At 70.7% G+C, this 13886-nt stretch carries 10 protein-coding genes; 6 read left to right on the top strand and 4 right to left on the bottom strand.

The genetic code is table 11. The annotated features are described in order from the left end of the window. The first annotated feature begins 446 nt into the window (after positions 1 to 446). Both rpsA and coaE read left to right on the top strand, forming a co-directional pair. Positions 447 to 1940 (top strand): 30S ribosomal protein S1, encoded by a 1494-nt coding sequence (gene rpsA, locus SACSA_RS0109505; RefSeq protein WP_019815375.1) that lies wholly within the window; start codon positions 447 to 449, stop codon positions 1938 to 1940. Between the two features lie 169 nt (positions 1941 to 2109). Further along, on the top strand, positions 2110 to 3303 hold the full coding sequence (gene coaE / locus SACSA_RS0109510) for a dephospho-CoA kinase (RefSeq protein ID WP_028661721.1): 1194 nt from the start codon (positions 2110 to 2112) through the stop codon (positions 3301 to 3303). 196 nt (positions 3304 to 3499) lie between these two features. Here the strand turns inward: coaE and SACSA_RS0109515 are convergent, their stop codons facing one another. After that, complete coding sequence (locus tag SACSA_RS0109515; protein WP_019815377.1) at positions 3500 to 4009, bottom strand: DUF402 domain-containing protein; 510 nt, start codon at positions 4007 to 4009, stop codon at positions 3500 to 3502. Positions 4010 to 4079: 70 nt separating this feature from the next. Between SACSA_RS0109515 and SACSA_RS0109520 the strand changes: the two genes are divergently transcribed. The 3 genes from SACSA_RS0109520 (at position 4080) to uvrB (ending at position 7975) form a co-directional block, all read left to right on the top strand. Further along, on the top strand, positions 4080 to 5348 hold the full coding sequence (locus SACSA_RS0109520; protein WP_157596758.1) for a PucR family transcriptional regulator: 1269 nt from the start codon (positions 4080 to 4082) through the stop codon (positions 5346 to 5348). Between the two features lie 149 nt (positions 5349 to 5497). Further along, positions 5498 to 5764 carry a hypothetical protein gene (locus tag SACSA_RS0109525; RefSeq protein WP_048876593.1) on the top strand — a complete coding sequence of 89 codons (267 nt, stop codon included), beginning with the start codon at positions 5498 to 5500 and terminating at the stop codon, positions 5762 to 5764. A gap of 51 nt (positions 5765 to 5815) precedes the next feature. Further along, the gene (gene uvrB, locus SACSA_RS0109530; protein ID WP_019815381.1) at positions 5816 to 7975 is read left to right on the top strand and encodes an excinuclease ABC subunit UvrB; all 2160 of its coding nucleotides are present in this window, start codon (positions 5816 to 5818) and stop codon (positions 7973 to 7975) included. A gap of 52 nt (positions 7976 to 8027) precedes the next feature. On the opposite strand, the gene SACSA_RS0109535 is transcribed toward uvrB, so the two are convergent. From SACSA_RS0109535 to SACSA_RS0109545, 3 genes are all read right to left on the bottom strand, one after another. Continuing rightward, positions 8028 to 8408, bottom strand: a complete 381-nt coding sequence (locus SACSA_RS0109535; protein WP_019815383.1) for a VOC family protein — start codon at positions 8406 to 8408, stop codon at positions 8028 to 8030. Between the two features lie 193 nt (positions 8409 to 8601). Continuing rightward, complete coding sequence (locus tag SACSA_RS0109540; protein ID WP_019815385.1) at positions 8602 to 9594, bottom strand: ABC transporter permease; 993 nt, start codon at positions 9592 to 9594, stop codon at positions 8602 to 8604. Continuing rightward, the gene (locus SACSA_RS0109545) at positions 9591 to 12491 is read right to left on the bottom strand and encodes an alpha/beta fold hydrolase (protein WP_028661724.1); all 2901 of its coding nucleotides are present in this window, start codon (positions 12489 to 12491) and stop codon (positions 9591 to 9593) included. Before SACSA_RS0109545 ends, SACSA_RS0109540 begins: the two co-directional genes overlap by 4 nt. A gap of 299 nt (positions 12492 to 12790) precedes the next feature. On the opposite strand from SACSA_RS0109545, the gene SACSA_RS22260 reads away from it, so the two are divergent. Then, positions 12791 to 13886: TerC family protein (locus SACSA_RS22260; protein WP_019815389.1), on the top strand; the 1096-nt coding region annotated here is incomplete at its 3' end.

Here is a 13886-nt window from a genome sequence, read left to right on the forward strand (position 1 = left end):
GCCACCCCGGCGGTGCCGAGGACCGCCTCGGCGTGGGCGTGCCGCCCGGTTCCGCCCGCGTTCGCGGCGTCCTCGGGGGCGGGTCCTGACGTGCTGGCCTGGGGCACGGAGTGCGTCCTCTCGCCGGGCGGTGACGGTCGTGACGGCGGCCGACGACCACGGGTGGACCCTGATTGTGCGGTGCCGTCGTCGCCGCGTAGGATAACTCTCAGCGCAGTGGGTTCGCGCTGCCTTCGAGTCGGCTGACGTCGGTGCTCGTGACGTCACGTCTGGCGGGTCGGGGTCGCGCACCATCTGGTGATGCTCGCGGCCGTTCTCGCGTGAGAAGAGTGCACAGCCGTCGCCTCGCCTACCACACCGCGCCACGCAACTTCAGACGAGCCAATTTCAGACCGGAAACGTACCTGTACGTCTACGACCTAGCCGCTACCGGAGCAACCCACCTAATGACCATCGACACCACCACCGCCCCGAGTGCCTCCGCGCAGGCGAAGCAAGTCGCCGTCAACGACATCGGGACGGAAGAGGACTTCCTCGCTGCTATCGACAAGACAATCAAATACTTCAACGATGGCGACATCGTCGAAGGCACCATCGTCAAGGTCGATCGCGACGAAGTGCTGCTCGACATCGGCTACAAGACCGAGGGTGTCATCCCGTCCCGCGAGCTGTCCATCAAGCACGATGTCGACCCGGCTGAGGTTGTCGCCGTCGGTGATGCGGTGGAGGCCCTTGTCCTGCAGAAGGAGGACAAGGAAGGCCGGCTGATCCTGTCGAAGAAGCGCGCCCAGTACGAGCGCGCCTGGGGCACCATCGAGGAGCTCAAGGAGCGGGACGAGCCGGTCCGCGGCACGGTCATCGAGGTCGTCAAGGGCGGTCTCATCCTCGACATCGGGCTGCGCGGCTTCCTGCCCGCCTCGCTGGTCGAGATGCGCCGCGTGCGCGACCTCCAGCCCTACGTCGGCCGTGAACTCGAAGCCAAGATCATCGAGCTGGACAAGAACCGCAACAACGTGGTCCTGTCCCGCCGCGCCTACCTGGAGCAGACCCAGTCCGAGGTGCGCAGCGAGTTCCTCAACGCGCTCGCCAAGGGCCAGGTCCGCAAGGGCGTCGTCTCGTCCATCGTCAACTTCGGCGCCTTCGTCGACCTCGGCGGTGTCGACGGACTGGTGCACGTCTCGGAGCTGTCCTGGAAGCACATCGACCACCCGAGCGAGGTGGTCGAGGTCGGCCAGGAGGTCACCGTCGAGGTGCTCAGCGTCGAGATGGACCGCGAGCGCGTGTCCCTGTCGCTGAAGGCCACGCAGGAGGACCCCTGGCGCCAGTTCGCCCGGACCCACGCGATCGGCCAGATCGTGCCGGGCAAGGTCACCAAGCTCGTCCCGTTCGGTGCGTTCGTCCGCGTCGAGGAGGGCATCGAGGGCCTGGTGCACATCTCCGAGCTGGCCGAGCGCCACGTGGAGATCCCGGAGCAGGTCGTGCAGGTCGGCGGCGAGGTCATGGTCAAGGTCATCGACATCGACCTGGAGCGGCGCCGCATCTCGCTGTCGCTGAAGCAGGCGAACGAGGGCTTCACCCCGGACGCCGACTTCGACCCGACGCAGTACGGCATGGCCGCCGAGTACGACGACCAGGGCAACTACATCTACCCCGAGGGCTTCGACCCGGACACGCAGGAGTGGCAGGAAGGCTACGACAAGCAGCGTGAGGAGTGGGAGCGCCAGTACGCCGAGGCGCACGCCCGCTACGAGCAGCACATGCGCCAGGTGGCCGAGGCCCAGGCGGCCAACGCCGCCGCCGTGGCCGACAACGCCACCGGCGGCGGGGGCGAGCAGAGCTACGGCTCGGCCCAGCCCGAGCAGGAGCAGCGTTCGGGCGGCACGCTGGCCAGTGACGAGCAGCTCGCCGCGCTGCGCGAGAAGCTCTCCGGCGGAGCCTGAGCAACACCCATGGGGAAGGCCCCCGGTCCAGCCGGACCGGGGGCCTTCCCCATGTCCGCGAGTTGCCCCTTCGGCGTGCGCGAGTTGCCTCCCCATGTCCGCGAGTTGCCCCTTTGCCATGCGCGAGTTGCCCGTCGGTGCGCGCTCCGCTCCGTGATTGAATGCCGCCATGTTGCGAGTGGGACTGACGGGCGGGATCGGTGCGGGCAAGTCGACGGTGGCAGCCCGCCTGGCCGAGCACGGAGCTGTGGTGATCGATGCCGACCGGATCGCGCGGGAGGTCGTCGAGCCGGGCACCGATGGGCTGACGGAACTGGTCTCCGTGTTCGGTGAGCACATCCTCACGGCGGAGGGAGCGCTGGACCGTTCCGCCCTGGCCGCGACGGCGTTCGCCGACGATGCCGCTCGGGAGCGGCTCAACGCGGTGTTGCACCCGCGCATCGCGGCGCGCACCGCCGAGTTGATGAGTCGGGCCGCCGACGACGCGATCGTCGTGCACGACGTTGCCCTGCTCGTGGAGAACGGGCTCGCTCCGAACTACCATCTCGTGTTGGTCGTGGACGCCGACGAGCAGGTGCGCGTCCAGCGGTTGGCCGAGACCCGCGGCATGAACGCCGAGGACGCGCGGGCTCGCATCGCGGCCCAGGCCACCACGGCGCAACGCCGCGCGGTGGCCGACGTGTGGATCGACAACGGCGGCGACCGCGACGCGGTCCTGCGCCGGGTGGACGCCGTGTGGGCCGACCGCCTCGTTCCGTTCGAGGCCGCCGTGCGTCAGCGGCGCCCGCGTCCGGCCCAGCCGCCCGTCCTGGTGACACCAGACCCGGAATGGCCCGAGCAGGCCGAGCGGGCGCTGGCGCGGGTCCGCGCCGTCGCGGGTGAGCGCGCGGTGCGGACCGACCACATCGGGTCGACGGCGGTGCCGGGACTGCCCGCCAAGGACGTGCTGGATCTGCAACTCGTCGTCCCGGAGCTCGCCGACGCCGATGCGCTGGCGGAGCCCCTGTCCGACGCGGGTTTCGTGCGTGTGCCGGGGGAGTGGTACGACCACTCGACCGACGGCGAGTCGTCCTGGGAGAAGAGGGTGCACGTGGGTGCCGATCCCGGTCGCCCGGTGAACCTCCACGTGCGCCCGGCGGACGGGCCCGCCTGGCGGTTGGCCGTGCTGTTCCGGGACTGGCTGCGCGCGGTTCCGGAGGAGGTCGTCGCCTACACCCAGCTCAAGCGGCGATTGGCCGACGACCACCGCGACGACGCCGATGTGCGGGCCTACGCGGACCGTAAGCAACCGTGGATCACCGCGGCCTTCACCCGGGCGGAGGAGTGGGCGGCCCGTTCCGGGTGGTCGGTCACCACACGCTGAGGTGTTCGCGCTCACCACGTGAGCGACGCGGACGCGGAGCGCCGACCCCGGTGCGACGGCACCCGGATTCGAACGGCCAGGTGGGCCGGTGGACGCGGGTCCACGGCGAGTTCGACGAGGCCACACCTCCGCCGAGCGCGGCGACTCACGGGCGGGAAGGGGCGACTCGCGGGCGGGAAGGGGCGACTCGCGGGGGTTAGCGGCGCCAGGTGAGGTGGGTGTTCGTGGTGGCGAGCCAGGCCGCGAGGTCGTAGTGGTGGGCGGCGAGGGCGTCCACCGTGGCGAACGCGGTGTCCAGGGCCAGCCGGGCCTCCTGCCGGGACACCAATCCCTCGGCGGTGGCCGCGAGCAGCTCGTCACTGTCGATCACCCGAACGTCCCGGGACGTGCGGAGCACGAGATCCAGGTAGAGGTCCGTCGTGCGCCACACGTCGCCGTTGACGTCGATGGATACCACATCGAGGTAGAGGTCCTGGTCGCGCTCGTGGCCCGGGTTGAACCAGAAATCGGTGATCCGCAGGCCCAGCTCCGGCAGCAGCCAGGATTCGAGGTAGTGGAACTGGGGGCGGCCGGGAGTGGGCCGGGCGAGGTAGAGCCCGAACGGTTCCAGTCGGTACTCCTCGACCGGCCGGGCGACCCCTTTCGGGTCGATGTTGGTATTCGTGGCGAGGTCGAAGCGCTCCTGCTTCGGCGGGTGTACGCCCATGGGCACATCCTGACGCGCGAGAGCCGGGTTGACACCCCCGGAACGAGTGTCACGCCCTAGAGTGGCCCGCGTGCAGGGTGAGGCCGACATCACGCAGAAGCTCGCGGACGTCGCGACGGCCATGGCGGGCCGGGAGCAGGAGCTGACCGCCGAGCTGGTGGCCCTGTACGAGCGGGAACTCCCGCACCTGGTCCACGACGACGAGAACATGGTGAGCCTGCTCGCCTCGAGCGTCCGCCAGAACATCGACACCGCGCTCGGCCTCTTCCGGCACGGCATCGCACCGGACCGGGTCGAGGCTCCCGCGTCGGCGATCGAGTACGCGCGCAGGCTCGCACAGCGCGGCACGTCCGTGGTGCACCTGGTCCGGGCCTACTATCTGGGACAGACCGCCGTGCTGGATCACGCCCTTGACGAGGGCGCGCGGCAGATCGCCGATCCCGGTGACCTGGGTGGCTCCATGCGCACGGCCCTGGCCACGGCCTTCGCCTTCATCGACCGGGTGACCCAGCAGGTCGTCTCCGCCTACGAGGACGAGCGCAACCGCTGGTCGCTCAACCGCAGCGCCGTGCGCGCGGCACGGGTGCGCGCCGTGCTCGACGACGAGAGCGTGGACGTCGACGCCTCCGAGCTGGCGCTCGGGTACCGCCTGCGGGGGCACCACGTCGGCATGATCGTGTGGTACCCGGCGCAGGCCCATCCACCGGACCCGTTGGCCGGGCTCGAACGTGTGGCGCACCGGCTGCCGGGATACGGGGACAGGGAGGAGCGCCCCCTTTTCGTTCCGCACGACGAACTGTGCGCGTGGGTGTGGCTCCCGGTCGCGGAGGCGACGTCGGCGCGGTGCCTCGAGGCCGAGCGCGCCCTGCTCGACTCCGACCCCGAGGTGCGGATCGCCCTGGGCGACCCGGCCTCCGGCCTGTCCGGGTTCCGCCGCACGCACCGGCAGGCCCTGCGGGTGCAGGCGTTGTCGCGCGCGGCGGGGGAGCGCTGCGCGCGGTTGCTGAGCTTTCGCGAGGTCGGGTCCGTGGCGTTGATGAGCGCCGACCTCCAGGCCGCGCGAACGTGGGTGGCCGACACCCTGGGCGCGCTCGCCGACGACGATCCGCAGCAGGAACGCCTCCGGGAGACGTTGCGGGTCTTCCTCGCCTCAGGGGGCAGCTACACCGCGGCCGCGTCGCGGCTGTCGATGCACAAGAACTCGGTGCAGTACCGGGTGCGCAAGGCCGAGGAGTTGCTGGGCGGGCCGATCGCCGACAACCGGCTGGACGTCGAACTGGCGCTACGGTTGTGCCACCGGCTGGGAGAGGCGGTGCTGCGGGGCGCCACGGCCCGGTGACCCGGTCCGGCGAGGCGGCGAGGCGTCCCGGCGGCCGAGCGGGAAAGCCGAGGTAAGGCGTGGGTTTCGGTCCACCGGACCAGCGGTGTGGCCGATCATTGGTCGCTGGACACGAAGCGTCGCCGTAGTTCGGCGATTATTCTCACCCTATGGGGTCCACACTGCCTGAACCGGGGGAAGCCGTCGCGGTCGCGCGCTTACGGCGCGGAACGGTAGGGGAGAGCAAGCGGGTCAGCCACGTCGTGCCGCTTCCCACCGTGGAACCGGCGTCGGGCGAGCTGAGCGCGTTCTGTGGTGCCAGCCTGCGGCCCGGGGAGGCCGAGTGGCTCCCGTCGTTGCGCGGGATGCCCTGCGAACGGTGCCTGTCGGTGCTGCTCACCCGCGTCCCGGCGGAGACGCTCGACGCGGCGAGCTGACCCGGCCCGCCATGGGCCGGACTGTCGGTGTCAGCGCCTACTCTGGAAAGCGTGGCATTCGCGACCGAACATCCCGTTCTGGCCCATTCCGAGTTCCGGCCGGTCTCCGAGATTCCGCGCAGCGACGGCCGGTTCACCGTGGTCAGCGACTACGCGCCCGCGGGCGACCAGCCCGAGGCCATCGACGAGCTCGACCGCAGGCTCGCCGAGGGGGAGACCGACGTCGTGCTGCTCGGCGCGACGGGGACCGGCAAGTCGGCGACGACCGCCTGGCTGATCGAGCGGGTGCAGCGGCCGACCCTGGTCATGGCGCCGAACAAGACGTTGGCCGCGCAGCTGGCCAACGAGCTGCGGGAGTTCTTCCCGCACAACGCGGTCGAGTACTTCGTCAGCTACTACGACTACTACCAGCCCGAGGCCTACGTCCCGCAGACCGACACCTACATCGAGAAGGACTCGTCGATCAACGACGACGTGGAGCGGCTGCGGCACTCGGCCACGATGAACCTGCTTTCCCGGCGCGACGTCATCGTGGTGGCGAGCGTGTCCTGCATCTACGGCCTGGGAACCCCGCAGTCGTACCTCGACCGCTCCACCCGTCTCGCGGTGGGCGAGGAGATCGACCGGGACACGTTCCTGCGTGCGCTGGTCGACGTCCAGTACGCCCGCAACGACACGGCGTTCGCTCGTGGCACGTTCCGCGTCCGGGGGGACACCGTCGAGATCATCCCCGCCTACGAGGAGCTCGCCATCCGCGTCGAGTTCTTCGGCGACGAGATCGACCGGCTCTACTACCTGCACCCGCTGACCGGCGACGTCGTCAACGAGGTCGAGGAGGTGCGGATCTTTCCCGCCACCCACTACGTCGCCGGGCCCGAGCGCATGGAGAAGGCGATCAAGGGGATCGAGGCGGAGCTGTCCGAGCAGCTGGAGAAGCTGGAGAACCAGGGCAGGTTGCTCGAGGCCCAGCGGCTGCGGATGCGCACCACCTACGACATCGAGATGATGCGCCAGGTCGGCTTCTGCTCGGGTATCGAGAACTACTCGCGGCACGTCGACGGCCGCTCGGCCGGGTCGGCCCCGGCGACCCTGCTCGACTACTTCCCCGAGGACTTCCTGCTCGTCATCGACGAGTCGCACGTGACGGTGCCCCAGGTCGGTGGCATGTACGAAGGCGATGCCTCGCGCAAGCGCACGCTGGTCGAACACGGATTCCGCCTGCCCAGCGCGCTCGACAACCGGCCGCTGACCTGGGAGGAGTTCTCCGACCGCATCGGGCAGACCGTGTACCTGTCGGCGACTCCCGGCCCGTACGAGATGGGCCAGGCGGGTGGCGAGTTCGTCGAGCAGGTCATCCGGCCCACCGGCCTGGTCGACCCCGAGGTGATCGTCAAGCCCACCGAGGGCCAGATCGACGACCTGGTGCACGAGATCCGCACGCGCGCCGAGCGGGACGAGCGGGCGCTGGTGACCACCCTCACCAAGAAGATGGCCGAGGACCTCACCGACTACCTGCTCGAACTCGGGATTCGGGTCCGCTACCTGCACTCCGAGGTCGACACGTTGCGCCGCGTCGAGTTGCTGCGGCAGCTGCGCTCGGGCGATTTCGACGTGCTGGTCGGGATCAACCTCCTGCGGGAGGGGCTCGACCTGCCGGAGGTGTCGTTGGTGGCGATCCTCGACGCCGACAAGGAGGGCTTCCTGCGCAGCGGTACCTCGCTGATCCAGACGATCGGCCGTGCCGCGCGGAACGTGTCGGGGCAGGTCCACATGTACGCGGACACGGTCACCGACTCGATGCGGTACGCCATCGACGAGACCAACCGTCGCCGCGCCAAGCAGATCGCGTACAACACCGAGCACGGTCTCGACCCGCAGCCGCTGCGCAAGAAGATCGCCGACATCCTCGACCGGGTCTACACCGAGGCCGAGGACTCCGAGGCCGAGGTCGAGGTCGGCGGTTCCGGACGCAACGCTTCGCGGGGCAAGAAGCCCGAGCAGGGCGATGCGGTGCGCAGCTCCGGCGTGCTGGCCGACCGCGACGTGAGCACGATGCCCCGCGCGGAGCTGGCCGACCTCATTCAGCAGATGACCGACCAGATGATGCAGGCGGCGCGCGACCTCCAGTTCGAGCTGGCGGCCCGCCTGCGTGACGAGATCGGCGACTTGAAGAAGGAGCTGCGCGGCATGGACGCCGCGGGAGTGGAGTGAGCCCGCGCGTCCGGGAGCGGGCTCACGCGCCGCAGGGGGAGTGCGCGCGGGTCTACTCGGCGCTCGGGTCCGGTTGCAGGAGGCCGAAAAGGTTGCCCTCGGTGTCGTGGCAGTACTCGATCCACCCGAAGTGAGGAATGGCCCGCTTCGGCGCGACCACTCCGCCACCGGCCTGCTCGATCTCCCGCGTGACCAGGTCGAGGTCGGTGACCTCCATGGTCACCGGGAAGGCGTTCGCACTGGCATCGGGCTCGGGCGGCGGCCCCTCGCGTTGGGCGAGTCCACCGTCGATGCCCGGCCCGTCGCCGGTCGTGACGAGCCAGTACGGAGCTTCGCTCCACCGCTCGAAGGACCAGTCGAACACCGTGGTGTAGAAGGTGATGGCGCGTTCCGGATCGCTCGCGTGGATCTCGAAATGGACCGGTCGCGGCATGGCGGTCTCCCTCGGGGCACACGGGGCGGCGAGCAGGTGGGCGAAACAATCCTCTGCCGAAATTGTCGCCCCCACGCGGGCTCGCTGCCATCCGCGGACGAGCGCCGGGAGGACGGTCGGCCACCGCGGGGCACGGCACCTTCCCCGCGGCCGGTCCGTGCCGCCGCGGGGAAGGGCGAGCCCGCTTCGCTTGTCAGCTCGTGATGTCCTTCGTGGCGAATCGGCGCGCCGCGAGGAGGCCGAACACGGTGGCGTAGATCGTCGCCGACAGCAGGCCGCTCGCCATCTCCGTCCAGTCGACCTCGCTGGCGATGAGGTCCATCCAGGCGAACGCGAAATGTGTCGGGAGGAACTCGCGCAACCCGCCCAGCGCGGTGATCTGGTCGAGAATCTGCGACAGGATCGACACGAGCACCGTGCCGCCCACCGCGCCCAGCGGAGCGTCGGTGGACACGCTCAGGAACAGGCCCAGGCCCGCCACCCACGCGAGTTGGAGCAGGATGTAGAGGGTGCCGAGCGCGATCGCGATCAGGCTCGGCGCGAAGGCGATGGCGTCCCCGGTGGGGCTGATCGCGTCGCCCGTGCCGTACCACACCACGCCCACCAGCAGCGCCACCACGGGCAGCACCACCAACGTCAGCGCCGACAACAGCGCGGAGGCGATCGCCTTCTGCCGCAGCAACCGGTGCCGGGGCACCGGGATCGCGAGCAGGTACTTCATGCTCGACCACGACGACTCGCTGGCCACGGTGTCGCCGAAGTACAGCGCCACGATCATGGGCAGCAGGAACGAGCCCGACACGAACAGGGTGAGGACCACGAAGTTCGGCGCGCTCGCCGTCGCGAGGTCGATGAAGCCGCCGGAACGCCGGTTCGACTCGGCCTCGCCGATCTCGAACGCGAGAACGAGCAGGATCGGCAACAGCGCCACGAGCGCGAGCACGAACTGGGTCCGGCGTCGGCGCAGCTGCCTGCGCAGTTCGACACTCAGACGCAGGGTGCGCCCCTGCCGGTAGCCCGCCACCGCGCCGTCGGGACCGGCCTCGGTCGCCTCGCCGCGGGCCGCGTCGGTCAGCTCGTCCAGCGCCCCCGGGTCGGTGTGCACGCCGTGGTCGGCGACGCCGGACCGGGCTCCGGAGGGGGCGCGCGGGGCCTCGCCGTCGCTGCCGTGGTCCGTGCCGCTCATCGCCCGGGCTCCTCTTCTCCGACCAGTTGCAGGAACGCGTCCTCGAGCCTGCGTCGCGGGCCCGCCTGTTCCACCGACACCCCGGCGCGGACCAGCGCGGCGACGGCCTCGGACCGGGGCATCCCGTCGAGGTCGGCGTGCACCAGTGCACCCTCGGTGTCCACGCCCGACACGCCGCCGACACCGCGCAGCGCCTCGGCGGCGGCCTCGGGGTCGTCGACCCGGAACGTCGCGGCCCCGGCCTCGGAGACGATCTCGCTGACCGCCCCGGAGGCCACCAGCCCGCCGCGGTGCATGACGACCACGTGGGTGCAGGTCTGCTCGACCTCGGCGAGCAGGTGGCTGGAGACCACCACCGTGCGCCCTGTGTCGGCGTAGCGGCGCAGCACCTCACGCATCTGATGGATCTGAGGCGGGTCCAGCCCGTTGGTCGGCTCGTCGAGTACGAGCAGCTCGGGCAGCCCGAGCATGGCCTGCGCGATGGCCAGACGCTGCCGCATGCCCTGGCTGTAGGTGCGCACCTTGCGGTGCACGGCGTCGCCGAGCCCGGCGATCTCCAGGGCCTCCTCGACGTGGGCCTTGTCGGCGGGCCGGCCCGTCGCCTCCCAGTACAGCCGCAGGTTCGCCGCGCCGGAGAGGTGGGGCAGGAATCCCGAGCCCTCGACGAACGAGCCGATGCGGGACAGCACGGGAGCCCCCGGCCGCACACGGTGACCGAAAACCCTGATCTCGCCCTCGGTCGGTGCGATCAGTCCCATCAGCATGCGCAGTGTCGTCGTCTTGCCCGCCCCGTTCGGGCCGAGCAGGCCGAGGACCTGGCCGGGTTCCACCCGGAACGACAGGTCGCGCACGGCGGTGAGCCCACCGGGGTAGGACTTGGTCAGCCCGTCGATCACCAAGGGCGTTCCGGTCAGCTCCGGATCGGCACGGTCCGAGCGCTTGCGGCGCAGCGCCGCGACGCCGCCGGCGACGGCGGCCGCGGCGAGCACACCGCCGATCCCGAGCAGTTGCCCGACCGGCAAGCCGGAGTCGAGCGTGGTGCCGTCGACCACCGGAGCGGCCACCGCCGGCTCCCCGGCCAGCGCGACGCGGAAGGCGGCGGGTTCGCGGGGCACGGCGTGGGCCTGGTCGGTGGTACCCACGACGAGCTGAAGCCGGTGCCCGGCCTCGACCGGCCGGACGATGCCCGGCAGGGTCACCGTCACCTCGACCGGGCTGCCGTCGGCGGGCAGCGACGGCACCCGTACGGGCATGACGGCGTTGCCCGGCAGGGTCCGGGTGCCGTCCGGGTTGACGTCGTAGAGCTTGGCGAACAACACCGCGCCGCCCTCTGGAACCCCGCCCTCGGCGGCCACCCGCAGCCGCACCGTCGGCGAGCCCGCGACGAGCAGTTGCTCGTCGAGCGGTGCGGAGGTGAACGTCGCGGACTGGCCCGGCGGGTCGAGTGCGAAGAGGCCGGACAACCGGGAGGAGGTCGTGAGCACGCGGTTCAGCCCGGGGATGCCGCTGACGGCGGCGGGCGTGGCCCCTGGCGGGCGCTGCGCGAACTGTTCGGGACCGGACAGCTCGACCGTGCGGCGTCGCACCGGCTCGTCACCCAGGCCCGGGTACATCGGTGCGCGCACCGTGCGCACCGAGGGCGCGCCGTCGGCCTGGAGGGCCCCCTGCACGTCGTAGCGGAAACCGGGGACCGGGTCGGAGCCGGTGCCTGCGAGGTGGAACTCCAGGAAGTCGCCGATGGTGCCCCGCAGCTGTGAACCGGGGGAACCGCCGTCGTGCCCGCCGGTGTACCAGATCATCGACACGTCCCCGCCCGCCTCGGTGATCTGCCGTGCGTTCGCGTCGGCCTGGGACAGGCCGAACAGCGTGTCGTTCTCGCCCTGCACCAGCAGCGTGGGGATCGTGATGTCGTCGGTGACCGACGCGGGGGATACCCGGCGCAGCAGCGCGAGCGTCTCCTCGGTGGCCACGCCGTCGGTGGCGACGTCGGTGTAGGCCGCGCAGACCTGCTCGGTGAACCGGCCGCACCGCTCGGCTCCCGTTCCGCGCGTGGCCCCCTCCGCATCCGGTCCGGGCCGCGCGTCGGGCGCGCCGGGAGGGTCCTCCTGGGCGCCCGAAACGCCCAGATCGCCCGGACTGTCGAAATCGTCCGGATCGTCGCCCGGTTCGATGGCTTCGGCTTCGGACCCGCCGCCGGTGCCCGAACCCTGCCCCGCCGAGAACAGCGTGCCCGCCCAGGCCTGCTTGAACACCCCGCCGGGGGAGGACGCGTTGGCGGCGGGGGTGCCGGCCTCGACCGGCCCGTCGCCCGCGCCGTTGGGGAGCAGGGCCTGCGCCAGGTCGTTGTAGGTGATCAGCGGGGCGATCGCGTCGACCCGCTCGTCGGTGCCCGCCAGTAGCAGCGCCAGCGCCCCGCCGTAGGAGGCGCCGGTTACGCCGACCCGAGGGTCGCCGTCGCCGTCGAGCCGCACGTCGGGCCGGTCGGCGAGGTAGTCGATCAGCCGCGCGGCGTCGGCGACCTCGCGGTCCGGGTCGTTGAGCCCGATGCGGCCGCTGCTCGCCCCGAACCCGCGCGCCGACCACGTCAGCACGAGGAAACCGCGCTCGGCGAGCTCGGCCGCCTCGTCGGACACGCTGGTCTTGTCGGCACCGAACCCGTGGGCGAGCAGCACGGCGGGTGCGGGCGTCGTCTCGGGAACGTAGACGGTGGTGTCGAGCCGCACCCGCTCCTCGGAGCCCGGTGCCGCGGCGGTGTCGATGGTGGCCTCGTGCGTGGTGTGGCTCGGCGGTTCCTCGTCGCCGAGCCAGACGAACCCGCCCGTGACGAGGACCGCGGCCACGAGCGCCAGGGTCGCCAGACGGGCGGAGCGGCCACGGGGAAGCAGGTTGCGGGGCACGGTTTCCACATTATTGGGCGTTTCCTGAGAGTTCTCGGCGGCCCCGCGACCGGTGTGTGGTCTCCGTGTGATCGAGATTACGCCGCGCGAACGGTGATATCGGTGATCTCGCACTGGCCCCGGTGGCGCCCGAGGCACGAGGATGAGGCGTCGTTGTGGAGGGGAGTATTCCTTCGCGGTGGTGTCGTCAACACGGTGACGCGCGGTCGGTGCGCACCCGGCATCGTCGGCCGCTCGGGTGAGCAGGTGGGAGAGACCTCCGGCTAGTGGCCGCTACGCGCTAACCGGAGGTTGGCTGAATGACCGTGCCCTTGTGGCTCTGGGCCGTCACGATCGTCGCGCTCGTCGCCCTCGTCGTGGCGGACCTGCTGATCGTCGACCGCAAACCACACCAGGTCTCCACCGGTGAGGCGGCCCGGTGGGTGATCTTCTACGTCTCCTGCGCCGTGCTCTTCGGCATCGGTGTCTGGATACTCGGTGGACACGACTTCGGGGTGGAGTTCTTCACCGGTTACATCACCGAGTACTCGCTGTCGGTGGACAACCTGTTCATCTTCATGGTGATCATGGCGTCCTTCCGTGTTCCCGCGATCCACCAGCACCGGGTTCTGCTGATCGGCATCGTGCTCGCGCTGGTCATGCGGGGCGCGTTCATCGCGGTCGGCGCCGCGCTGATCGCCCAGTTCGTGTGGATCTTCTTCCTGTTCGGTGCCGTGCTCCTCTGGACCGCGGTCAGCATGGTGCGCGACAAGGGCGGGCACGAGGAGTACACCGAGAACGCCGTGACCCGGTGGGTGCGGCGGTACTTCCGGGTCACCGACGACTACGTCGGGCACCACAGCGTGGTCACACGGGACGGTCGGCGCTACCTGACCCCGATGTTCGTGGTGATCGTGGCCATCGGGAGCGCGGACCTGCTGTTCGCCGTGGACTCGATCCCGGCGATCTTCGGCATCACCCAGGAGGCGTATCTGGTCTTCACCGCCAACGCGTTCGCGCTGATGGGGCTGCGGCAGCTCTACTTCCTGCTCGGCGGGCTGGTGACCAAGCTGGTCTACCTCTCCTACGGCCTCGCGGTGATCCTCGGTTTCATCGGGGTGAAGCTGGTCCTGCACGCGCTGCACGAGTACCACCTCACCCCGGCGTGGCTGGAGATCAACAACTGGGTGTCGCTGGGAGTCATCGTCACCGTGCTCACCGTCACGACGATCGCGAGCCTGGCGAAATCGCGCCGGGACCCGACAGCGGTGAGCACGCTCAACCTCCAGGCGGAGGCGCCGAGCGGTGCGGACAGCGGCGTCGGCCACGCCACGACCGGGCACGAGTTCGCCGGGCACGAGTTCGCCGGGCACGGCGAGGAGGCAGGCGCGGGCGCGACGGGCACCGACGGGAACG

Origin of the sequence: Saccharomonospora saliphila YIM 90502, assembly GCF_000383795.1 — a bacterium.
GTDB classification, from domain to species: domain Bacteria; phylum Actinomycetota; class Actinomycetes; order Mycobacteriales; family Pseudonocardiaceae; genus Saccharomonospora; species Saccharomonospora saliphila.